Source organism: Paraburkholderia sp. Ac-20347 (genome assembly GCF_017104805.1).
Classification (GTDB): domain Bacteria; phylum Pseudomonadota; class Gammaproteobacteria; order Burkholderiales; family Burkholderiaceae; genus Paraburkholderia; species Paraburkholderia tropica.
Genome location: NZ_JAAGPN010000021.1, coordinates 14,693 through 38,711 on the forward strand (window position 1 = coordinate 14,693; position 24,019 = coordinate 38,711).

18 protein-coding genes are annotated in these 24,019 nt (G+C 58.5%); 9 read left to right on the forward strand and 9 right to left on the reverse strand.

The annotated features are described in order from the left end of the window. The first annotated feature begins 43 nt into the window (after positions 1-43). The 5 genes from G3N97_RS06440 (at position 44) to G3N97_RS06465 (ending at position 5,502) form a co-directional block, all read left to right on the forward strand. Positions 44-523, forward strand: a complete 480-nt coding sequence (locus tag G3N97_RS06440; protein ID WP_205992466.1) for a GyrI-like domain-containing protein — start codon at positions 44-46, stop codon at positions 521-523. A 1,004-nt stretch (positions 524-1,527) separates the two neighbouring features. Further along, entirely contained in the window at positions 1,528-1,971 is a 444-nt protein-coding gene (locus tag G3N97_RS06450) for a hypothetical protein (protein WP_205992467.1), read from the forward strand. Between the two features lie 167 nt (positions 1,972-2,138). Continuing rightward, positions 2,139-3,704, forward strand: coding sequence for a recombinase family protein (locus G3N97_RS06455; RefSeq protein WP_205992468.1), 1,566 nt, complete (start codon positions 2,139-2,141; stop codon positions 3,702-3,704). After that, positions 3,701-4,603: a ParB/RepB/Spo0J family partition protein gene (locus G3N97_RS06460; protein ID WP_205992469.1), complete on the forward strand. Its 903-nt coding sequence runs from the start codon at positions 3,701-3,703 to the stop codon at positions 4,601-4,603. The genes G3N97_RS06455 and G3N97_RS06460 overlap by 4 nt, the downstream gene beginning before the upstream one ends. After that, positions 4,600-5,502 (forward strand): plasmid partitioning protein RepB C-terminal domain-containing protein, encoded by a 903-nt coding sequence (locus tag G3N97_RS06465; RefSeq protein WP_205992470.1) that lies wholly within the window; start codon positions 4,600-4,602, stop codon positions 5,500-5,502. The genes G3N97_RS06460 and G3N97_RS06465 overlap by 4 nt, the downstream gene beginning before the upstream one ends. A 131-nt stretch (positions 5,503-5,633) precedes the next feature. On the opposite strand, the gene G3N97_RS06470 is transcribed toward G3N97_RS06465, so the two are convergent. Further along, the gene (locus tag G3N97_RS06470) at positions 5,634-6,470 is read right to left on the reverse strand and encodes a hypothetical protein (RefSeq protein WP_205992471.1); all 837 of its coding nucleotides are present in this window, start codon (positions 6,468-6,470) and stop codon (positions 5,634-5,636) included. 383 nt (positions 6,471-6,853) lie between these two features. Between G3N97_RS06470 and G3N97_RS06475 the strand changes: the two genes are divergently transcribed. Beyond that, positions 6,854-7,255, forward strand: a complete 402-nt coding sequence (locus G3N97_RS06475) for a hypothetical protein (protein WP_241030425.1) — start codon at positions 6,854-6,856, stop codon at positions 7,253-7,255. 29 nt (positions 7,256-7,284) lie between these two features. Here the strand turns inward: G3N97_RS06475 and G3N97_RS06480 are convergent, their stop codons facing one another. Continuing rightward, positions 7,285-8,448 (reverse strand): hypothetical protein, encoded by a 1,164-nt coding sequence (locus G3N97_RS06480; protein WP_205992473.1) that lies wholly within the window; start codon positions 8,446-8,448, stop codon positions 7,285-7,287. 1,304 nt (positions 8,449-9,752) lie between these two features. Here G3N97_RS06480 and trfA point away from each other — a divergent pair. Continuing rightward, on the forward strand, positions 9,753-10,736 hold the full coding sequence (trfA, locus tag G3N97_RS06485) for a plasmid replication initiator TrfA (RefSeq protein ID WP_205992474.1): 984 nt from the start codon (positions 9,753-9,755) through the stop codon (positions 10,734-10,736). A 202-nt stretch (positions 10,737-10,938) separates the two neighbouring features. On the opposite strand, the gene G3N97_RS06490 is transcribed toward trfA, so the two are convergent. The 7 genes from G3N97_RS06490 to G3N97_RS06520 all read right to left on the reverse strand — a co-directional run bounded on the left by G3N97_RS06490 (position 10,939) and on the right by G3N97_RS06520 (position 17,633). Then, positions 10,939-11,310, reverse strand: a complete 372-nt coding sequence (locus G3N97_RS06490; protein WP_205992475.1) for a hypothetical protein — start codon at positions 11,308-11,310, stop codon at positions 10,939-10,941. Beyond that, positions 11,285-11,599: a BPSL0761 family protein gene (locus tag G3N97_RS39305; RefSeq protein WP_241030426.1), complete on the reverse strand. Its 315-nt coding sequence runs from the start codon at positions 11,597-11,599 to the stop codon at positions 11,285-11,287. The genes G3N97_RS06490 and G3N97_RS39305 overlap by 26 nt, the downstream gene beginning before the upstream one ends. Next, entirely contained in the window at positions 11,583-11,948 is a 366-nt protein-coding gene (locus tag G3N97_RS06500; protein WP_241030427.1) for a hypothetical protein, read from the reverse strand. The genes G3N97_RS39305 and G3N97_RS06500 overlap by 17 nt, the downstream gene beginning before the upstream one ends. A 144-nt stretch (positions 11,949-12,092) precedes the next feature. Then, complete coding sequence (locus tag G3N97_RS06505; RefSeq protein ID WP_205992476.1) at positions 12,093-13,940, reverse strand: TniQ family protein; 1,848 nt, start codon at positions 13,938-13,940, stop codon at positions 12,093-12,095. Further along, complete coding sequence (locus G3N97_RS06510; RefSeq protein ID WP_346778024.1) at positions 13,937-14,923, reverse strand: TniB family NTP-binding protein; 987 nt, start codon at positions 14,921-14,923, stop codon at positions 13,937-13,939. The genes G3N97_RS06505 and G3N97_RS06510 overlap by 4 nt, the downstream gene beginning before the upstream one ends. Next, positions 14,920-16,950: a DDE-type integrase/transposase/recombinase gene (locus G3N97_RS06515; RefSeq protein ID WP_205992477.1), complete on the reverse strand. Its 2,031-nt coding sequence runs from the start codon at positions 16,948-16,950 to the stop codon at positions 14,920-14,922. The genes G3N97_RS06510 and G3N97_RS06515 overlap by 4 nt, the downstream gene beginning before the upstream one ends. Next, positions 16,947-17,633 carry a hypothetical protein gene (locus tag G3N97_RS06520; RefSeq protein WP_241030428.1) on the reverse strand — a complete coding sequence of 229 codons (687 nt, stop codon included), beginning with the start codon at positions 17,631-17,633 and terminating at the stop codon, positions 16,947-16,949. Before G3N97_RS06520 ends, G3N97_RS06515 begins: the two co-directional genes overlap by 4 nt. 331 nt (positions 17,634-17,964) lie before the next feature. Between G3N97_RS06520 and G3N97_RS06525 the strand changes: the two genes are divergently transcribed. Both G3N97_RS06525 and G3N97_RS06530 read left to right on the forward strand, forming a co-directional pair. Further along, entirely contained in the window at positions 17,965-18,255 is a 291-nt protein-coding gene (locus tag G3N97_RS06525; RefSeq protein ID WP_205992479.1) for a DUF6471 domain-containing protein, read from the forward strand. Between the two features lie 418 nt (positions 18,256-18,673). Continuing rightward, on the forward strand, positions 18,674-24,019 hold the full coding sequence (locus G3N97_RS06530) for a DEAD/DEAH box helicase (protein WP_205992480.1): 5,346 nt from the start codon (positions 18,674-18,676) through the stop codon (positions 24,017-24,019).

Genomic DNA, 24,019 nt, shown 5'->3' on the forward strand with positions numbered 1-24,019 from the left:
GCGCATTCGCACATTCGCGCGCGCCGAACCTGGAGACGACATCATGCAAAACCGCGACGTGAAGCTGCTCAAGCTCGATCCGATGGATCTGCTCGCCGTGAGCCATACCGGCCCGTATATGAAGATCGGCGATGCGTTCTATACGCTCGCGCAGTGGCTCGGCGAGCGGAAGGTGCGGACGTCGGGATCGAGGCTCGTCGGCATTTACTACGACGATCCGAATTCGGTCGATGAATCGAAGCTGCGCTCGAAGGCGGCAGTGCAGCTTGTGCACGATCGCGATGTGCAGGTTGTGGCGCCAGTGGAGAAGTTTCAGTTGCGTGGCGGCGAGCACGCGATGGTGCTGCACAGCGGGCCGTATCAGGGACTGCAGCAGGCGTGGATGTGGCTTTACAACGATGGCTTGAAGCAACTTGGGCGTAGCGCGGACTTTTCGGCGCCTTCGTTCGAGGTGTATCTGAATACACCGGATGAGGTCGCGCCCGAGGATCTGAAAACCGAGCTTTATATTCCGCTGGCTTGAGGGCTTGTTTCGGGGCTTGCCTGGTTTTTTCGAGGCCGCTGGAGAGGTTGTCCAGCGGCTTTTTCGTTTCCGATGCGCGGTCTCTTAGGGTTTTTCAATCTATGTATACGTAAACGTAGTAATAGTTAACAAGTCCCTGGGTTTTCTGTGGATAACCCCGGAAAACTATTGAGTAAACAAGGCTGTGGAAAATTCATAACCCTGCGGGTGTTAACGGGACAATCCCGGGTAGTTGCTGACAACTTTTCCACTGTTTTATCCAGGGGCGGAGTTGTTCAGGTTTCGTGCACCGGATGTTCCGGGGGTTGTAAGGGGGTTATCCAGAGGGGGGTGTGGATAGGTGGGGAGGCTTCGGTTGGGCGAAGAAAGAGCCTTGGGGGGGCGCTTTTTTGTTGAGGGGCTAGGGGAGTGGGGTGGGCGGTGTAGAGGCGTTGTTATTCGCATTGCGCGGAGGAGGATCGAACTCCCGACCTTCGCATTGCGAAAGCGATCGCAATCCGAATCCCACCCATAAATCACAAGCAAAGCAAATCCCAAAACAAAAAGACCCACAAGTCTCTCAACTCGTGGGTCTCCGAATCCCAGCCAGATCGCCAACCGCGACCCGACTAAAACCTGTAGCGATACCCAAAACGTGAGATTTTTGGGCCCGTCAGATAAGGCGCCGCAGATTGTGGGACGCATCGGATGAGACTTGGGGAAGCATCGCGTGAGATTGTTCGCCACGCGCCTGGGTCCGCATGATTAGGAGCTCCCTTCCTGGCGAGGCTCTCCCATCGCCATCACCCATCGGGCGGTCGTTAGCGAACCATTTCGATGCACACCGGCGGTCAGAAAATGTCCAAGTTTCTGAGACTGGCCTACTAACGCGACAGGCTAATGGCGATGGCCGTTTAACGAAGCAATTACCGGGTAGCCCCTCTCTATTCCGTTTCGGGCCAGTGGTTTTACGGCTGGTTGAGGCGTCGGCGTTCGCCAGTCGCAACCCGACATGGAGGGCACGCATGAAATCCCCCCGCTTCTGTCTCGCCTGCGGCAACGCGTTCGTGCCGCTGGTGCATGTTCCCCGTCAGCAATACTGCTCCTCGAAGACGTGCCAGCGCGCCCGTCGTCGCGACTGGCAGAGAAACCGACTCCATAACGACAGCGACTATCGCGACAACCAGGCCCGCGCCCAAGCGAAATGGCGCGCAGGCCACTCGGGCTACTGGCGCGAATATCGAGCTGCCCATCCGGCGTATCGAGAGCGCAACCGTAGCATGCAGCGGTTGCGCAATGCGCGGCGGAGCGTCAGGCCAATTGCAAAGATGGACGTCATCAGCCTCCCCCGGTCGCTCGACTCGGGCTTCTACCTGCTATCCCATGCGGATGATGCGGGCGTTGCCAAAATGAACGCGTGGACGGTCCACATCGCCGTGCTGTCTGCGCCGACGGCCCCGCCGAGGTGATTGCAAAGAGATGACCTGATACGCATGGGTGGCGGGCCTGCTACCTTTGCCTTGTCGCCGTTCGCTTTCGAACGCGACCTCCTGATGTGAAGCCGCGACTCTCGCATCCGACGCCGACTCGCGTCCGGTGCCTGCCGCGTGTCCGTCTCTGAGTTGCGGGGTGGAGCATGTCATTCAATAGCGCGGATGCACCGGTCGTCGCCGGTTCATCTGCCGGGCGCGCAGCGGAGTATGTCCGCATGTCGACCGAACACCAGCAGTATTCGACCGAGAATCAGCGCGACCGGATTCGGGACTACGCTGCCCGTCGTGGATTCGAAATCGTCCGCACATATGCCGATGAGGGTAAAAGCGGTCTTCGAATTGACGGCCGGCAGGCGCTTCAGAATCTCATTGCCGATGTGGTCAATGGCAACGCCGACTTCAGCGTCATTCTTGTCTACGACGTGAGTCGATGGGGGCGATTCCAGGATGCTGACGAAAGTGCATATTACGAGTACATCTGCCGCCGCGCTGGCATCCAGGTGGCGTACTGCGCCGAGCAGTTCGAGAACGACGGCTCGCCTGTCTCGACTATCGTCAAAGGGGTGAAGCGCGCAATGGCTGGCGAATACAGCCGCGAGCTGTCGGCGAAGGTGTTCGCCGGCCAGTGTCGTTTGATTGAGATGGGCTTTCGGCAAGGAGGGCCGGCTGGCTATGGACTGCGCCGCGTGCTGGTCGACGACCACGGTCTCATGAAAACAGAACTGCGCCGCGGCGAACATAAAAGCTTGCAGACGGACCGGGTAATTCTCATGCCAGGGCCGGAAAGCGAGGTGCGAACCGTCAATCTAATCTACGACTGGTTTATCGACGGGTCGCTCGATGAATATGAAATTGCCGCGCGCCTGAATGGCATGCGCGTGCGGACTGACCTTGACCGGGAATGGACTCGAGCCACGGTACGGGAAGTATTGACCAACGAGAAGTACATCGGCAACAACGTGTACAACCGTGTGTCTTTCAAGCTGAAGAAGATGCGCGTGACCAACACGCCTGACATGTGGATTCGAAAGGAAGGCGCGTTCGAGGCCATCGTGCCGAGCGAGACGTTCTACACCGCTCAGGGCATCATGCGAGCACGAGCGCGTCGCTATTCAAACGAGGAGCTAATCGAGCGGCTGCGCAACCTGTACCGAAGTCGCGGGTTTCTGTCGGGTGTTGTGATTGATGAAACCGATGGCATGCCATCTACGTCGGTCTATGTGTACCGCTTCGGAAGCCTGATTCGCGCTTACCAGACTGTCGGCTTTACACCTGGCCGGGACTATCGTTACATCGAAACCAATCGCTTCCTGCGGCACCTGCATCCAGAAATCGTCGCGCAAACGGAGACGAAAATCGCGGATTTGGGTGGCTCGGTGATGCGCGACCCGGCAACCGACCTGCTGACGGTCAATGACGAGTTCACTGCCTGCATCGTGCTCGCGCGCTGTCAGGCGCACGACAATGGCCGCAATCATTGGAAGGTGCGCTTTGATACCAGCCTTCTGCCGGACATCACGGTTGCCGTGAGGCTCGACCAGACTAATGAATCGACCCTCGACTACTACCTGTTGCCACACCTGGATTTTTGCCAACCGCGCATCCATCTGGCAGACCAGAATCCCATCGAGTTTGAGAGCTATCGCTTCGATACGCTGGACTACCTCTATGGCATGGCCGAACGCGCCCGTCTCAGGAGAGTAGCGTGAATATGCGGCAGCAGACCGGAGAAATCCGGATGGTCCCCCTCTCCCAGATTGAAGTTCTCAATCCGCGAGAACGGAATGGTCGCGTTTTCAAGGAAATCGTCGACAACATCAAGGCCATCGGCCTCAAAAAGCCTATAGTCGTCACGCCGCGAGCCACGGCCAGCGGCACAGAAAAATATCTTCTCGTGTGCGGCGAGGGGAGACTGAAGGCGTTCCGCACGCTCGGCGAAGCGACTATTCCCGCACTTGTGGTGAGCGTCAGCGATGAGGACGCGTTCGTCATGAGCCTGACCGAAAACATTGCGCGCAGACAGTGTCGTCCCATCGAACGGCTTGCCGGCATCCGGCTGTTGCAGCAGCAGGGGTATGCGCCGAAGGTCATAGCCGAAAAGACTGGTCTGACGCAGACCTACGTCCACGGCATCCTCACGCTTCTGCATCAGGGAGAAGAGCGACTCGTGGTTGCGGTGGAGAAAGGACTCGTTCCCCTGAACGCCGCTCTCACGATTGTCGGCGCTGGCGACGACGATGCTGAAATACAGGCCGCACTCCAGGAGGCCTACGAGTCAGGCAAATTGCGGGGCAAGCAGTTGATGAACGCTCGCCGTGTTATCGAGCGCCGAAAGACGCTCGGGAGAAGCGCCACGCGCAATATGACCCGCAAATCCGCGGCCGTCACGACATCGAGTCTCGTACGCACATATGAGCGCGAGGTGGAACGTCAGAAATCCATGGTCAGGAAGGCCGAATTTACACAACAGCGGCTGCTGTTTGTCGTCGGTGCACTGAGACAACTGTTTGCCGATGAGAACTTCATCAACCTGCTGCGCGCAGAGGGACTGGCCAGCCTGCCGAAATATCTTGCCGAACGCGTCTGGCCAAACGGGAGTGCTACATGACCGGCGTCACTCTTGGATTCATCCCCGAGCCGTTGTCAGTGCCAGTCTGCAACATCCTGCCTTCTCGCAGGATACCGGCGCCCGTGGTCGAATCGCGAAAATACAAGCAGATAAGAACCTCCATTGAGGAGGTAGGCCTCATCGAACCGCTCTCCGTAACGGCTGCTGACCAGTCTTCCGGGCAGCATGTACTCCTGGACGGGCATCTCCGCTTGCACGCTATCCAGAACCTGGGGCAAGAGCGCGTCGCTTGCCTTGTCGCGACCGATGACGAAAGCTACACCTACAACAATCGTGTCAATCGCCTTTCGACAATCCAGGAGCACTATATGATACGGCGCGTAGTCGACAAAGGCGTATCGCCTGAACGATTGGCGAAGGCTCTTTCCGTGGATATATCGCTGATTATAAAAAAGATGTCGCTCCTCGACGGCGTGTGTCCGGAGGCGGCCGAACTTCTCGGCGACCGGCAGTTCTCGCCGGAGCTGGTTCGCGCAATTCGCAAAATGAAGCCGACGCGGCAGGTGGAATGCGTCGAGCTGATGGTTGCCGCGAACAATGTGACCGTCTCCTACGCCGAGGCATTGTTGGTGGCCACGCCTGCGGCGCTGCTTGTAGAAGGCAAGAAGCCGAACAAACTGACCGGCGTCAGCCCGGAGCAGATGGCGAAAATGGAACGGGAAATGAGCAACCTGCAGGGACAGTACAAGCTCGTGGAACAGACTTACGGGCAGGACGTGCTGAATCTCGTGCTTGCGAAAGGGTATCTTGCCAAGCTTCTCGAAAACGATTCTGCGCGACAATATGTTGCCCAGCGCCATCCAGACTTGATGGTGGAGTTCGAGTCCATCATCGCAACGATTTCTCTCGACCAGCAGCAGTTCAGCGCGGTCGTGTAAGAAACTGGACACAGCAGGCGTGCGGCGCGCCGAATGGCCGCGCGCTCGCTCAGGCGGCAGATGAATGGCTCGGGTGCTCACAGCTTGAACGGCGCGGGGCAGGCCTCGACAGTATGGTCAGGGCCAAACTGTCACCAGGGTTTCTTCATCGAGTCCACTGATATCAAGCCGCGCTTGTCAAGTGGAAGCACCTTGACGACACCCGAATCCCACAAAGCCACGGTGTCTTTCGATTGCTGGATGATAAACCCGGACGCTATCGTCTCGTTTCCCTCTACCAGGTTAAAGCAACGCTTTCCATGTGAGTGAACGGCACATCCCTTCTGGTAGTCTGCCAGGTCGTCTGCAGTAATCGCGACGGCTGCGGCCGCGCCGAGTTCGACTGGAAGAACCATGACGGTAGCGAATGCTGCTGGGACTGCGAACATCAGGTAGACGCCGCCAAAAGGGAGGGCCAGCACGTACATGGCGAGCAGCTTCTTCCGTGCGCTCATCGCCGGTCGTCCCCGAAGACGCTTACCGAGCGCCGTTGCCCCCTCAACCAAGGCAAACGAGACAGCGCCAACAATCGCCAGCGTCCCAGCAGCCGCAAGGAGTGCCCTGGACTTCATCACTGCTCCAAAAACAATGTCCAGGTCTTTCATTGCTGCAAGCACCGCAAATACCAGATAGTCGCTGCGTCCTTGTGGAAACGCACCGGGATTGATTCCGAATCGCTCAAGATAGGTCTGGTGAAACGTTACGCCCACCAGGTAAGAGAAATACAATGTCGCGGCGCCAACCAGCGGCGCCAAGACCTTCCATGATGCAAGGCGGTCCTTTTTCTCTCTATGGCGGCCGTTGCCTTCCTGCGATTTCCCGTCTCTGCGCCTCGCGGTGTCATTGGCTTCTCGAGCATCTGATGGTACAGCAGCCGTTAAAGCCTGGACTTTACGATTGCTAGTGCTGTCGGCGCGATTAGGTTCCATCGGAATTCGGTCCTCTTCGTTGTTGGCGATTTAATAAAGTTCATGCGTGGCTGCTCTACAACGGATAAAAAGCCGCATTAAATACGAACTGTTTTTTTGAAGATATGCCGGCATTTGAAAGATTTATAGAAATCACTGTGCTGCTTTGCTGGTTTTGATGGTAGGTTACTTCGCGGGTTGACGCATTGACGAACGCTCTTTCGAGCTTCGGCACGGCAGTGATTTGCTGAGTCAAACCTAACTTTACCGACTCTGACTATCTTCAAAACATGATTGATTTTAGGGACGACGGGATAGCTGGCAGAGAGCTCCGCTACGCCGCTTACCACGAAGCGGGTCACAAGATACTTTATGAGCGCTTCGGCGGAGCTGGCGACGCAGTCGTGTGGAAGAACGAGAGCGGAGACCCCGGGGAAAGGGCGTGGCTCGGCCAGTTCCGTCCTCGCACCTGCCCCGAAGTGATGCGTCAGGCCGCGCTGAACCACGGGTTTGCTGCTCCCGAGCTTCCCGCCAACTGGAGAATATTGGTCGGCATGGCTGGCCTGTTGGCCGAGGACATATTGAGCGACGAGACCGACGATGCCGGTGCCATGGCTGATATGTTGTGGTCCAGAATTTCCGCCGGAGAAGCGTCCGCCACCGACCTCACGCAAATGGGCATCACGGACATCGATAACTTTGACTTGAGCTATGAGGTAGTTGATAAGGCGGTGCGCTTCCTGCGCGAAGGATGGTCGGACGTGCAACAGGAGGCCGAGCACTTGATTAAGACAGCCGCCAGCTAATTTGTTTTGCACTTTGGTTAGCCACCAGATTAATACGGCTCGCCATATTGGGCAGGAGCATTGTCAACATCGTCCCAGCGACATGTGACGGTGGGGTCCAGCCAATCCGCTGCACGCCTTATCCACGCCGCGTCTACAATGTCGTCGGACGACCTGAGCTGCTTTGCCTCGAACTCGACGGCCAAGGCTCGCAGGCGGTTCGCTCGTTCGAGCTTTGACGCCCAGTCCTCGACGTGCTTCAGGTGGTTGAGGGCGTCTCGGCGAATATTCGCGAGCCTTGCTCGTTCAGCCTCCCTGGCCGCTGCGATGACTCGTTCCTCGGCGACCATCTCTGCCCGAACGGATTCGCGAAGGACCCAGTTCCGGAGCCGGACCACGAACGCCTGGATTTTTGTCTCGACGGGAAGGCTTCGCGTGTCTGCAATGTTCGCGGACGCGTAACTGCTCCCGAGTTCGAACGCCGATATCTCGAATTCGTTCGTCGGATGAGAGATGGAGTTCGGACGATTCACGTTCCATCCGAGACGCTTGTTTTCAGCCAGTTGTTCCCGTGTCAGCGCGATGCTCTCGTGCCGGCCACGTTCCTTCACGCGAAACGTCAACTTGACGTCAAGGATGGTTACATAGGCTGGTGTGCTCTCCTTGTCTCCCGACGACATCGAATATCCCGCTGCTGACAACGTCTCCAGTAGCTGATTCAGCACAAGAAGCGCTCGCAACGAGTTTTGCTGCGACACGGAGATACGCACAAGGCCAGCTCCTTCACAGTAAGGCCAGCTGCGCAAATCCCGCTGCTTGCCATCAAGCTTCTTCGCCATCCGCTTTACAAGTGGGAGGCATTCGTCGATGGTAGTGCGCATGATGATAGCCGGCACCTCTGGCGCGCGAGCGGCGTCCTCATTGATTCTGGCCTGAGAGCGCGTGGAAAGCTCGTCATCTCGCGGGTCTTTGAATACGGAGCGCTCGTAAGTCGTCGGACCTTTAGCCGGTGGCAGCGGCGGCTTCGTGACAGTCTTGCCTGCGGCCACTTTTGCCCAATGACCGGCTACAGGGAGCGGGACGCCGAGACTAATACATATCTTCCGAAGACCAACGTCGGAGATTTGATACCTCGTCGCCACCTTGCTAACCGGCTCCGCCCATACTTCTTCGTAAAGCTTCTCTCGCTCAAAGTTTTGGTTTTCGTATGGCATTTCAATCACTCGATGTTTGCCGGGAAGGCTTCGACGGAAGACACTGGCTTAATGACGCCTTCTGCTATCTCGACCATCAACTGCCCGTAGCTCTTGCTGCTCCGTTCAAAACGGAAATCCGAACGCGCCCGACACTTTCGACCATGCGGACATCGACGACCAGACACGACCACTGAGCGTTCACGAGTTCAGCTGCCCACATTTCAAAGGCCTCCCTGTTGGCGACGGCAGAGGAGGAAACCACGCGCGCGGACCAGACATCGTAAGTCACTAGTTGTGCAATCTGCCCAGCCACTTATGTTGACTGCTACGTCACTGTATTGATGGGCTGTTCGAAATGTGCAGTAACGCGTCAATCGGGCGGCGGTGTAACTCGAGGCTGCCCACACTGACCCTGGTCAGCCAAAAAAAGCTGGCTGCATCGGATTCAATTGCAAAATCGATGCGTGCAGTATCTGCGATGGCAACCGGTTCCCGCCGTTCCGCCCAGCGACAGCGAAATCAGATTTACAGCGTGCGGCGTGTTTTGCTGACCAGGGTCGACGGTCGCCGTCTGCCTCCCATGCCAATTTTCGAGACGTCGCGATTGTTTTCATGGAGATTGGTGCCACAAGAACAATGGTGCGAGCCGGCAATTCGTATCGCGCGCTCACGGGGACCGAAAATCGCGCGCGATATACGTTCGCCTGCCTCGGCCGGCACTCTTTCGGCTATTTCGATTACTGAGTCTATGAATATTAGGCGATGCAGTAACTGGCGATAACGCCGTGAGCCCTCTGGTTATTTTTCACACCAGTTGCCAGCAATGCAATGCGAAGTACAAACCCCGGCGATGCGGAGTACAAGTACCGACGATGTACGGTACAAGCTGCGCCGATGCCGGGTACAAGTCGCGCAATCCTTTCAGGAACGAAGAACTGCCTTGTTTTTTCGGGGAGATTTCGGAAAGTCATGCTGCACGTCCTTTTCTGGCGATTCACACCCGTCCTGCGCGCATATACACAGGTATTACCAACCTGCATGTGCGCTCTATGACCAGACCGGATTCACGCTGCCAGCATCACTCGGCTTGCCTTGCCTGCCGCCTGCACGCTTCGCGAAAGGCGCCTTCCGGCCTCCAGGAACCCGGCATCGCCGAGGCCGGAGTGTCGTTGGCAACAATGAAGGGCATCGCACGCCTCCCGGAGCTGCAAAAATGACTAAGTTGCGCAAGACAAGGCATCCAAAGAGCAGAGATCGCTAATCTGCGCGCTCTCGCATGCCTCACGGCCGACGCCGCGCTGAGCGCCGCTCCCGACAAGCAGATGACGGTACTCGATGCGGCGGAACAACTCCAGCATATCGCTGACGGGATTGAACGCCGGGAAAAGAAGTCGCTTGAGCAACCGGCTGTCGCTGAACTACCTGCGAATGCCACGGCAGACGAGATGTACCATTCGCGCCGGCGACAAGCCACTCGCGTAGGTTCCGAGGTGTATCTGCCAGGCTGGTCTGCAACGGCGCGGGCGCTCCCCAACTCATTTCTCCGTTCAGCCCTGTTTGCGGCCGCCCGAAATGTGCAAACTGACAACGCAAACCTTCTCGCGGGCACCTCGACATGTTTGGTGGCGGAGAAGAAAATTGGCACGTTCAAGAACATGACCTTGATGTTCAGTGGACATAGCCTTTGCCAGTTCGACAGGCTGGTCTACGCGACCTGTCTCGAATACTACCGCGAGATACCTCTTTGTCCTGAAGGGAGCCCGCGATATGAGCGAACCACGTTTTACGAGTTCGCACGTCGCATGGGGAACAAATACAGCGTAAACGCGCACAGGGCCATTCGGGCAAGTCTGCTTCGCCTGAGCGTTGCCCAGGTGCGCGTTCGCCGTGAGCGCGTGAACATCGAGGTGCCGAAGTTGCTGTCAGTGAAGTTCGAAAAAGGCGGGTCTGCCGACGACTGCAAAGGCAGTGACGTGCTGCTGCTTCAGGTCGCCACGTCCGTCGCCGAACTGTTCGGGCCGGGCGAGTGGACAGCCGTCGACAATGAAGCTGCGGGATACGACGGACTGAAAGGCTGGCTCGCCAGCTTCTGTGCTGGGCACGCTCATCCGAAGCCGCTGCCCGTTGACCTGTTGCGCGAGATAACCGGATACGCGTCCAACAAGTGGAATTTCAAGGCCAGCCTCGTTCGTGCACTGGAAAAGCTCAAAACCCCAGATACCCCAGCATGCAGCCGCGTGGCGAGCTATCATTTCTCCGATGACAGTACGCAGATTTATGTCGTCCGTTCCGCATGGGTGGCATGATTCATCGATTGCCAATGCGCGTGAAATTGCTGGACGTTGCGGAAGATTTGGCAGCGTGAATCTCGGGTCTGTAGACGAGGAACGCAGCTTGTCGCGCGACGCTGGAAGCGTCGCTTGCGTACGTTTCTTTGCGTACAGCGCAGCGCTGCCTTGAGCATACGTCCAACTCGCCGCGATGGCAGCTCGAGAATGGTGTCGACCTCTAGCCACCTCTTCCTCCCCTGCCCGCCGCTACCGGCAGAAGTTCGCGTGTGCGCTTCATCACCCACGCTATCTCCGCAGGAGAAAAATCCCACCGGCTGGCACCGACCTTCGCTTTCAGACCCTTCTCCACCCGTCCAAGTGCGTCGTCGGGCGACAGGCCAGACACAGATATCTTTTGCGACACATACTCCGCGAGCTGACTAGCAAGGTCCTCGCACGCGTCATAGCGTGTCCACAGCTCTTCGTCCGTGAGCCCGGTGTAATACCGACCGCCTGTTTCGCGCACAAGAAGCTTTGGTTGCATACCCGGCACCACGCCCGGCGATGGCTCCCTCGGAAAGTCTTCAGGAACCACATGCGGTCTGGTCATCGTCGGCTCCTTTATTACGGGTTTCATCAGCTTCGCTGCTGCCGGGACCACGTGTTGGACGTCCTGGAGCTGCCGTAGAGCCGGGACGTCGGCGCTTCGGCGCGGCCCAGATTCCCGGTAACGCCGAGGCCGACACATCGAGGTCAATGTCGAGCGGGTAGTGTCTGAGCAGGCCGAGCGCGACTGTCTGGACAAGGCCGCTGACGGTTATCTCCTCGGCACGGGCAAGCATTTGCAGTAGCTCCCGGGTGTCAATAACAGCTTTCGTGCGCTCATGTGGGGTCGTCATCTTCAGCTCCATCAAGTAGACGTTCGGTGACGTCGGTGTACGACGTCACCTCGTACAGTTCGCACCACCTCGTCCAGACGTATTCAACGTTCAATGACGAGCCTTTGCGGCCGACCAGCTCATAGATACGTCCCGTCTCCGTGGTCCCCTCCATGGCGACGGGGTCGAACGTCACTATCGGGGAGCTGACGCGCCCCGACCGGTCAAACATATCCACGCCAACAAAATGCTGGCTGCCATCTGCTGTCTCGAATATGCGCCATCGAGACAACGGAATTCTCGGCAATTCGGAAACGGGACGGGGTCTCCAGACAGGCATCGCAATCTCCTGATGGTGGTGGAAAGTCATGTTCTTCGGTTCAGCCGTATGGACCCGGCCGCACTACATATGAGTCCAATCGCTTCCCGTCAGGCAAGGCATCTGCCGGCGGTTGGGGCATACCCGCTCCACAGTGCCCCGTAACACCGCGGTTCGACGGGTCGCGCCGCCCTTTCATGTCGTCAACGATGCGGGCACAAAAAGGTCGTGCCCCGCTCTCGCACCGAGAATTGCCAGGCGACCGAGCTCAGCGACACGAATGAGCCCGCCCCGCATGGCGCCATCTGGAAGCTGCTTCGCGCCGACCAGTTCGACGCCCTGCAGCCGGCGCAACAGCGCCGACGACTTCATGCCCATGACACGGGCCAGGTCTGCGAGCGGAATGTAGGATTGCCGGAACTCCAGCAGATGGTGCGGCAGAACGACCCGACAAGACTGGCCACGTCTTTGAATCGGTTCCGACGCCAGTAGTCCTTCGTCCACCCAGTGCGAGATGGACTCCCATTTCCATCCGGTCGCTTTGGCCAGTTGCTGAATCGACATGCCAGCCTCGAGCAGCGGTGTGCCGAAATACGGCGACACGTCTGCCCGCAGGAATGTCATCTCGCCCAGTGTCCGGCCACGTGCAACGGCCTTCACCTTGGCGCATGCGACGGCCTGCATCAGCGACTCGATAGCCTTTCGGTCGCCCATACGCCGGCTGGTCAACTCCGCCCACGTGAGCGTCGAATCATCGGCCACGACGGTGGTTTGAGCCGACCGCTCCACATGCTCATACAAGTCGAGAATGGACTGACGCTCGACCGAACCGCCCTTCACCAGGTCTTCGCGCCACCGGGCGTCTGACTGGATTACGCCGGCCGCTTTCATGCGTGCGAGCACGATGGGTGACACGTCCGCCAGTTCGCAGGCATCGTTGTCGGAAATCCACCCGGCGCGTTGCCGCCGGATGCGCTCAACCTCAGCGCACGGAATTTCGAACAACTGGCCGCGCGTGCCAGTACGCCGTGCACGGTGTTTGCACTCGCCCGCGTCGATGGAGTCATGCAGACGTGAGACGCTGATGCCGATAGCCTTTGCGGCATCTGGCGCGCGCATGTACATGGTCGCATCCTCGACCATTTCCTTGGTCGAATCCAGACCCAGGACACAATCGGACTTCCGGGCAGCGACGTCGATAATGATTTGGAGCAGAGGCTCGAGCGGCGTGCCCTGGCAGAGCTTGCGCAGACTGACGTACCAGTCGCCGAGCAGCGTGTTCAGCGTACGGGCATCCTTGCGGCCGGCGGCAATGCGCTGCTCGACGTGATTCTGGAAACCCGTTGGCCAGTCGGCGAGCAAGGCTTCGAGCGGCGAGAGAAATTCGACCGCTTCGGCGACGAATTTCGGCGACGCCGCGCCGCGCGGCAATCCGGGGCGCGTCGGGTCCGCATATTGGCAGAGCGTGCGGATGACCTTCACGAGCACGTCGATGTCCACGCCGTGCGCAGACGGCTTCACGCTGCCAGACTGTTGCCCGTTGCTCGCAATCAGCGTCGACAGCCACTGCTGACCGCGGGTTGCCGGAATACGCGGTAGGTTACTCAGGTCATGACCGCACGAGCACAATCCAATGTAGAGCCTCTCCTGCGACAGGTGCTTCCCGCAGGCGTCGCACTGGTCGACGTGCAGGATTCGATGTTGAGGACATGCGGTGACATAGACGTGTTCCCAGTGATGTCGCAGGTGGGGTGACTCAGCGAGGCACGCAGGACACACGGCGTCAGATTGTGCACGGTGCAGGCTCCCCCAACCCCGGCAAAGGTCTTCCTGCTGCCGGCTAAATTCGGTCCACGCTGATTCCAGGCCGAGGTTACGGGCCACGTCGTCCGTGCGCGTTAGCAAGGCGCGGCGATTACGCTCGACACCCGCCGTACTTGCCAGGTCGCGCCAGCTGAAAAGCGCATTGCTCGCGGCGAGGCGACGGTAATAGCCCATCCCGGATTCGTCGTCGGCGGGCGCGTAGGTGAGAATGAGGCTCATCGTTTATCTCCTGACTTCTTCCGAACCGGCACGGACGCTGCATTACTGGTCAGGACATGGACATATGCCTGTTTCAGCGCGGCGGGCTCCACGCCCGCATCGTCGATGCCGGAATCCTCGAACGCCAGTCTGTGCGGCGAACCCGCGTGGCTGACATCTTCGAGGGCCTTCTGGCAGTCTGCGTAGGTAACGGCGCGCGGCGCTTCGTTTCTCAACACACCGGCCAACTCGCGCATGAAGTCAGAGAGCTTCCCAATCAGGCCACCGGTGAGGAGATAGCATTGTTGCGTCAGCACGCGGGCGGGAACATCAATGGGATAGCCAGCCATAGCGAACATTCGCGCATAGTTCGTGACGCACGCGTGGTATGCCGCCATCTGCTCGGCGTTGCTTGCGTCGTACGGCAAGAAGTTGCGCGCAGGACAAGCCCGGTTGCGCAGCTGTTCATTAGCCGCAAAAAGTCGCTCAAGTCGCGGAATGCCGAAGAGAATCAGCGTAATGCCGAGGGTGTCCATCAGCGTCTTGAGCCAGTCGCTGGCTGCGCGCGGAAGCACTCGCGACCCTTCATCAACGAGGTGCGATGTTTCGTCGAAAATCACGACACGCGTCCCGGCCAGCCGAAGCTGTTCCACCATCTGGTCGAACATCGTGCCCGCGGTCATGCTGCCGGAAACCCGGATGCCTAGCGCACGCAGAACACTTTTGGGAAGCAGCTTGGTCGTAGCGGATGGTGGAACCTCGACAACCAATACCCGTACTTGCCGTCGGCCGTCGACGCGGGTTTCAGCGTAGTCACGCGACAGTTTGGCGATGAGCGAAGATTTGCCCACACGGCTCGGACCAGGAACGCGAACAATCTTTGGCGCAAAGCCAGCGAAAGTGTCTTCGATGCGTCGTTTGAGAGCACTGAGGTGTTCCACGAACATAGGGTGGGGAAGTTCGCATGCCTCAATATCTAGGCGCAGTTGTTGAGCTGGCGTCACAGCAGTTTCTCTCCGGTGTTTCTGTTCACGATGTTCATCAGAGGCGCGTCGTCGTATGAGATAGCGGGCTGAAGGTCGTCCGGTGGCAACGAGGGATTGGTCGAGGTCTGAGGCCCAAATGGCGTTGCCGTCGAAAGCGGACGGTCGATGGCGCGCTGAGTTGCCAGGCGGTCTCTGGCGCGACGCACGGTTTCCTTGTTTTCCTCGCGCTTACCGCGGGTCTTGCGCTTGGTGGTCGTTCCGCTTCCGGTGACCGCCTCATCCATGTCGCGCTCGAATTGCTCCTTTTCGGGCGGAACCGCCCAGTCGTCCATGCCCTCATCGAATCGGGCCTTGGCTTCCGCGAAGGTCCAGGCCGGTGTGTCCGGTCGAACGTGTTCGTGCGTTAGCGTGACGAGCGGAAGGTCACTTCCCTCGTACACATACGCCTGACGGAAATCGTCCGGGTTGTAGACCACATGAAGTTCCGTGTGGTCGCCATACTTGGACAGCAGATACGAAATGGCTTCGCCCTTGTACCTGAAGCCGTGCTTGAGCGTGATGCCCGTATGGGCGTTCAACGCGCACAGCTCGTGCTCGAAGAGTGCGGCCATCCATTCATGACGCGGCGGCGGCATGGTGATGGGCTGCCCCATTTCTTCGGTCTGGTGAGTCAGACGTTCAAGCGGCGTCTTGCCCTTGACCGAATCGACCAGTAGTTCGTCCCAACAAAGCCGCTCAAGCGGGCTGTTGACCCAGTCCTCATAGAGCCACCGGACAATCCACTTCTCGAGTGCGTCGACCGTCATCAACTCGTCGCCCAACGCCTCCGGGTCGCGCACGCCATCCTTTCCTTCGAAGCGCGTGCATCCCGGGAGACGCTGAAGTGCCTCCTTGAGCGACCTGTTCAGACGTTCGATGAATGGTTTGCCTTGAGCTTCTTTTGCTTTGCAGTGCTTTACATCCATTCCCAGCCGCTCAAGGCGGAAGATTCGCTCTCCCTTCGTCTCCGGGCCGTTATCAAAAATCACCTGTGCTGGCGTGCCATAAATGTTCAGCGCGTGAGCGATGCCGAGTTCTGCGAAGCGGGCTGCCTTGGCGGGCGTCAGATACATTTCGAGGCACAACAGAGAATCCATCTCCCGTGGCGAACCGATGACGAGATGCCATCCCACGGGATATCCGGTGCACACATCAATCGCCAGTACCAGATAGACGGTCCGGGCGATGCCATGAGGCGTGCGCACGACGAATGGCAGGTGCAGAGCGTCCTGCTCGATTCTGGCGAACGGGAACGCCGCCCGGATACGCTTTTTCGCGAACGATTTTCCAGCGACCCGGTCGAGCGGGTCCATGCGGTCGTATTCGGCATCGACGGTCAGGTCACGAATCCTCGCGCATACGAACTTGCGGCTGATGGTGTGCTTCGCAACATGCAGACCACGACGTCGCGCTTCACGGTCGATGTATTTCGTCGTGTCGAGAACTGTCCACTTCGATTCGGTGACCAGGTATTCGCTCTCGATGACCTCTTCGACGAATTCGACAAGCTCTTTTGAATACCTGGCTGTCGTATTGCCTTTATTCCTGTCACCCTTGAGCACGGGAAGGCCGAGCCGTTGATTCTTGTGAGCCCGGTACAGGGTCGCGCGCGACGGAAAAGGACGGACCAGAAGTTGCCCGATTCGCTCCTTTGCGTATGCTTCGCGGGCCAGTGGAATGGCTGCGTCAAACGAAACGCCGCGTTGCTCACGGATTTCATCGATGCGCCTTAGGGCATAGGTCAGCACACGGACCTGGTCGTGCAGTGTATGGTCGTTGTATTGCGCAGCGATGCTGACGCGCGGCATTCCTTTTCGATGTAGGACCAGGCTACCGTCCGAAATAGCGACTCGCATGCGTGACTCATCGACATACCGGGACTCATGTTTCTCTGCGTCGAAGATTTGGATTGAGCCGGCATGCAAACGACTGTCGAGGACCTCGAAGTAGCTGTCCGGCTTACCCGGGGGCGCCAGCTTGTCTCCGGTGCGCAGGTCGGACATCATGGCCGCAGCTCCTCAATCAGGCAGAGGTGGCTCAGGTCACCATATGCGGCCGACAGTTGCAGAGTCGCGCAGATGTGCTGATGCGCGAGGTCCGCCTGCAGCACGCCAGTCGCCAGCAGTGGAGGAATCAGGCCCGTCGGAATCTGGAGGTCGGCGCACAGCGCGCGTTGCGGTACCGGGCCCGATTCACAATAGCTCTCGACCCGGTCGATGATGTCCGGCGTCAAGTATTCGCGGGCACGCAGTACCGCCGGCTTCAGCAGTTGCGCGTTGACGACGACCGGGTGCCGTTCATCGGCAGGCACGACCACCGTGGATAGCGGATAGCAGTACGCCTCCATGATTTCCCGAGCCCGCTCAACCTTGGCCCAGTACCGACCATCACCCTCGAAGCCCTCGAGCTTGACCTCGTATGCTCGCTGCAGGCCGTCGGCCTGAACGGTGGCGAAGTCGGGTGTGTACTCCGCCTCCCCGGCACGAGCACCACGCGCTTTGCGGGCTTCCGAAAGTTCTTCACGCGTGAACAGCAGCCGCTCCAGGACCAGGTCGACGGTGAACGGTTGCTGCCTGAAAGAGCGCACGCGTGGGTCGATGGACAGCATATGCGCTACGACGCGCTCCGAGTCAGAGTCGACCGTGATGTGGCCGGCGGCTTTTTCGGCATAGGTCCCGATGCGGGCCATGCCATAGGTGGGGGCCGTAAGCCGGACGCCAGCGTTCGCAGCAATCCGGCGACTACGAGCGCCATAGGACGGTGAGCTTCTCATCTCGCGCCACCGTCCAGAGTCAGCAGCCGGCTCCGCGTCTGGCTGGTCGTCCGGCGTGTAGCAGCGGCCCGTATGGTCGGCACATTGGCTTGTAATGTTTGTGTCAGCATTCTGTCCTCGCAAAAAAATAGGTTGCTGAGGACGTGTAGGACCCTCGATTCGGCGTCGGTCGTATACGACCGAAAATCGCTGTGAGAAAATTCCAGCGATGCAAGAATCGGGACGTCAGAGAAGTTGAGGGAAAGTGATGGAAGAACCGCCGAACATGCGCAGTCGGCCGTCGGCTGAGCCCTATGGGTCGTGGGAAGAAGAAGCGAAGGGGTTGATAGAGGAAGAGATGATGCGGCGCGGCATCCGGTACAAACAGCTTTCGCGGATGCTGGAACAGCTGGACATTTATGAGTCGCCCGACCAGCTCAACCGTAAAGTAAACCGGAAGCGGTTCTCGGCAGCCTTCCTGATAGCTTGCCTGCGCGCGATGGGTGTGCAGACCATCACCCTGCATCCGCTCAATCAGGGACAAAACAAGAAGGGGTAGACGACGGACTGCTCTACACTTCGCCCACTTCTCCCGCAGCCAGACCAGTTTCATCGTCTGCTCCCGCGTCATACCCTCTCATAAATAGAGGGCCTGACCGGGCGGGCGGTCAACCAGACGAATGCGGCTCATTCCTGGTACTGCGCGCCGGCGTTGCACCGGCTTGGGTTTACCAACGTAGGCAATGCCGATGGAATTTTCAAGCTGCTCGGACTGTCGGACTATCGCTGAGGTCAGGTTTTCACGGAGGCAGCGATTCGCCTCCGACACATGACGCGGGTGCCAAAACAATCCGTGGAGAGGAGCGCCGCCGTACAATTGTCGATTAGCCAAGCTGGTCGACCAAGGGCGTTGCGGTAAATACGGCATAACCAATTCGCATAAGCCTCCGTACGGCCGCCGCTCACCGGGGGAAATAATGGACGTTTTCAAATTCCGCGAGCACATCGTCGCCGAATACGAACAATTTACGCGCAGCTTCACAAGCATTCGCGCCGATGACATTCGTCACTACGTTGATGAGCAGTACCTCAGCCAACGATATTGGCCAGCGCCGCTCATCCAGATTAATCCGAATTTCAAATCCGGTGGCACAGTCGACGAATTTGTCGCCGCGGGTCAATTGCGACCCGAGTGCGCGGATATTTTTCGTCTTGGGAAGACTGCCTCATCGGCGGGCGTTTCGCTGCCGCTACACAAGCACCAGGCAGAGGCCATCAGCCTCGCTGCGGGCGGCGAAAGCTATGTTCTGACGACAGGAACTGGTTCAGGCAAGTCACTCAGTTATTTCATCCCTATCATCGATGAGTGCCTTAGGGCCAAGTCAGTTGACCAGACAGCACGGACTCGAGCCATTGTCATCTACCCGATGAACGCGCTGGCGAACTCGCAGCTGGAGGAATTGAAAAAATTCCTTGGTTCAAATCCAGCCGAGCGCGCTGTAACTTTTGGGCGCTACACGGGCCAGGAGTCTGATGAAGAACGCCAGGCGATGGCAGCCAACCCGCCTGACATTTTGCTCACCAACTTCATGATGCTCGAGTTGCTGATGACCCGGCAGAACGACATCGACAAGGCCGTGATGCGCAACGCCAAAGGCCTGCGCTTTCTCGTGCTGGACGAACTCCACACCTACCGCGGACGCCAAGGTGCGGATGTCGCGCTACTCGTTCGTCGCGTGCGTGAAGCACTTGCGGAAAACCTTATCTGCATCGGTACTTCGGCCACGATGGCCACCGAAGGCACGCAGATGGAGCGCAATGCTATCGTCGCAGACGTTGCTTCCCGGCTGTTTGGTACCAACATCCCCGACCGGAACATCGTTACCGAGACGCTGCGCCGTGTCACGCCGGAGGAGGAAACCATTGCGACTGTTTCACCCCGTCTAGGTGAGGCTATTCGCGCCGGTGTGCCTGAGACCACCGATTTTGCGTCGCTGGCGTCACATCCCGTGTCCGTCTGGGTCGAGTTGACTCTGGGGTTGGACTACGAGGGTGACAAACCGAGGCGAGCGCGTCCGCAGAAGCTCGCTGACGCTGCGCAGAAGCTGCATGAGGTTTCGGGCCAATCCGTCGATACCTGCCTGAGCTATCTCCAGAAGTTCATGCTGCTAGCCTACGCAGTTCAGGATGAGACAGGCAAATCGCTGTTTGCGTTCAAGCTCCACCAGTTTATCGCCGGCGGTGGAAAGGTCTATGCAACGCTGGAAGTACCCCGACACCGTGCCATCACGCTCGATGGGCAGCAGTTCGTTGCGGGCGATACCGACCGTGTCCGGCGCTATTACCACGTCCATTTCTGTCGGGATTGTGGCCGGGAGTTCATGCCGGTCTGGGACACGAATGGCGCCGAAGGTCGCACCTTCAACGTGCGCAGTATCGACGAGCGACAGCACGACGATGACGAGGTCCGATTCGGCTTCCTGATGCCGGGACTGGATAACTGGGACCCGTCAGACCCTGAGCGGTACCCCGAGGGCTGGATTGAGGAGCGGGGCGATAACAATTGGCGGCGTGACGACGATTGGCGCGTCAAAGCGGACAAGCGCAAGTTTGTTCCTCAAGAGGTCCGTGTTCGGCCAGATGGAGTGGTAACCGACGGCATTGGTTTGAATGCTTGGTTTATCCCCGGGGCTTTTCGTTTCTGTCCGGCTTGCGGGACCACCCATGCCACTGCTGGCAAGGATGCGTTGCGCCTGACGTCGCTATCCGGTGAGGGGCGGAGTTCTGCCACGACAATGCTAACGTTGTCGGCGCTACGATATCTCTACGAGCACGACCAGGAGCTAACACCTGACGCTAGAAAGGTTCTCGGCTTTTCTGACAACCGCCAAGATGCCGCGCTGCAGGCTGGACACTTCAACGACTTCCTGCAGGTTCTCTTGACTCGCGCAGCATTGCTTTCGGCAGTCGACAAATCTCCGTCGAAAGTGCTGGGCGAAAAGGAAATATCCAATGCTGTTTTTGAAGCGTTGGGCTTCCATCGTGACGACCCCAGCGTCCGTGCGGAGTACATGCAGCAACCTGAAGTGAAAGGCAATGCGCGGCGCCAAGTGCAAGAGGCGATGCGCGGTATCCTGGGTTACCGCAGCTACTTCGACTTACGTCGTGGCTGGCGCTTCAACAATCCCAACCTTGAGCAGCTTGGGCTAATTCGCATCGACTATCAGGACATAGATGACCTTGCTGCTGATAGTGACGAGTGGGCCGATGCCCCACGGGTGTTGCAGGCAGCTAAACCCGCCGAGCGGGCCGCGGTATTGCGAGTGCTCTTTAACTTTATGCGGCAAGGGCTCTGTATCGCGACGCGCTATCTTGACCGTAGCGAGCTGGAACAACTGCGTACCCAAAGTTACGCAAATCTTCTTGAGCCATGGGGGTTTACCGAAGACGAGCGTCCGCAGCCGGCAAGATGGTTTGTCACGCGCCGCCCTCGTGAGGAGGTGGACCGCCGGGGCCGACGTCTGAATCTGGACGACTTCCTCGTCATTGGTTCCAGCCGCTCCCGTTTGGGCAGAGAGCTTCGCAGGGCCAGTACCTGGGGAGGTGGCAATCCGTTTTGTACGGACGTCAACGACCTGACCTATCCGGATGTTATCGCCGCATTACTGAAGGCTGCCGAATCTTATGGCCTTGTGCGCAAGGACGAAACCGATGTTGGCCTGGTCGGCTGGCAGTTAAATGGTTCAGCGCTTGTCTGGACATCCGGCAACGGGCAAAGCAGCAGCCCGGCGAACAACAACGCTTTTTTCCAGGGGATATACCAAAACATTGCGGCGTTGCTGGACAGTCCAGTCCATCAGCTTTTCGATTTTGAAGCTCGCGAACATACCGCCCAGGTTGAACAGGAAGACCGGATGGAGCGGGAGGCACGCTTTCGCTTCACGGAAAAGGACAAGGCTGAGTGGAAGGAGAAGACCGGCACGGCGCTTGAGTGGCTGCCGGTGCTGTTCTGCTCGCCGACGATGGAACTCGGCGTCGACATTTCTTCGCTGAATACGGTGTACATGCGCAACGTGCCGCCGACGCCGGCAAACTATGCGCAGCGCAGTGGTCGAGCCGGACGCGCGGGGCAGCCAGCGCTCGTTATTACTTACTGCGCAGCACAGAGTCCGCACGACCAGTATTACTTCCGCGACCCGGTCCGGATGGTGCATGGCCAGGTTAAAGCGCCAACACTCGACCTAGCTAATCTAGAGCTCATCAAGAGCCACATGCATGCCATCTGGCTGGCCGAAACGGGCAGGAAACTCGGCAACAGCGTGCGTGACTTGCTGGACATGAACCAGCCGGACGCGCTACCTGTTGCGGAAGATGTTGCCTCCGACCTTGATAAGCCGGAAGCGAAGCTGCGTGCCCATAAGCGTGGGCTCAAGGTGCTGGGCATGCTGAAAGATGAGTTGACTCCGCAAAGAGCGCCATGGTTCAACGAGCAGTGGGCCGAGACCGTATTCCAACGCGCCTTTATCGAGTTCAACGGGGCACTGCAGCGTTGGCGCGACCTTTATCGAGCCACCGCACAGGCCATTGACCTCAACTTCAAGATTGAGAACAACCCTGCGGCCAATGAACGGGAGCGGCGCGAAGCTCAGCAGCGCCACAATGAAGCACGTAAGCAGCGCGACCTGCTGCTGGCCGGCGACAGCGCGTTCAACAGCGATTTCTACACATATCGCTATATGGCGAGCCAAGGTTTCCTGCCGGGGTATAACTTCCCGCGCTTGCCGTTACTGGCCTACCTGCCTGCCCGTCGCGGCAGCATCGGGCGCGAGAGTTTCCTGTCCCGCCCACGCTTCCTCGCACTTGGAGAGTTTGGTCCGTACAGTCTCATCTATCACGAGGGCAGCCAGTATCGGGTCATCAAGGCATTGCTGACCATCACTGGGAAAGACCAAATCAGCGACGGGGCGCGCTTGCCCACCGAAGTTGCTCGCCTGTGCCCTGCGTGCGGTTACGGCCATTTTCGTTCCCAGCGCGATGCGGACCGCTGCATTTCATGCGGCGCATCGCTGGCCGGCGCCCAGGAAGTGAAGAATCTGTATCGCATCGAAAACGTTTCGACCAAGCGTGCTGAGCGCATTACTGCCAATGAGGAAGAGCGCGTTCGCCAAGGTTACGAGATGCAGACCACACTGCAGTTTGCTGAGGCCGACGGCAAACTTCAGATGGTCACCACCTTGGTCGGGGATGACCAAGGACCGTTGCTGGAGATGCAATATGGTCCGACCGCCACGGTCTGGCGCATGAACTTTGGTTGGCGGCGGCGCAAGGAGAAGGCCATTCAAGGTTTCATGATGAACCCGGTCACGGGTCACTGGGTCGGTGGCGTTGACGATGGCAATGGCGAATCGGAAAACGAGGCCGAAGCACCGCCAGACAAGACGCCGCCGCAGCGTATCGTTCCGTATGTGGAAGACCGGAGAAACATTCTCATTATTCGCCCGCATTTCAGCCTAGGTGAAATATCGTCCACAACTTTGACGACGCTGCAGTACGCACTCAAACGGGGTATTGAAGCGGTCTATCAGCTGGAAGAAAGCGAACTGATGGCAGAACCGTTGCCAACACGCGACCACCGGCAGTCCATCCTGTTCTTCGAGGCGGCGGAAGGAGGTGCCGGCGTGCTGACGCGCATCGCGACTGAGCCAGCAGCGATGTCCGCTGTAGCAGCCAAGGCGCTTGAAGTGATGCATTTCGTGCTCCCGGCATCAGGAACGCCATGGCAGCGTGTGACGCTGACGGAAGAGCTCGAGCACGGCAATCCGATTTGCGAGGCCGGTTGCTACCGATGCCTGCTTTCGTACTACAACCAGCCAGACCATCAACTCATCGACAGGAAAGACGCCGATGCTGGTGGCTTGGTACTGGACATCCTGTGCCGCCTAACGCAAGCCGGCACGAAACAGGGGACTCAGGGGCGAGAACCCGGACAGCATGACGCAGAACTGGCGCGCACGGCCGGAAGCACATTGGAGCAATCCTGGCTGGACCACGTTTCCGAGCATGGCTATCGCAAACCGGACCGCGGGCAGCACACGATTGCCGCCGCTGCCTGTTGCGCTGATTTCTTTTACGATGACCTGCATCTCGCTGTCTTTCTCGATGGACCACACCATGAAACAGAGACGCAGCGTCAGCGGGACGCAAATATCAATCAAGAGCTAGATGCGCTTGGCTATCTGGTCGTCCGTTTCCCCAAGGAACAGACGACCTGGGCTGACATCTTCAAGAAGAACGTAGACCTGTTTGGTCCCGGGAAGGTTTGA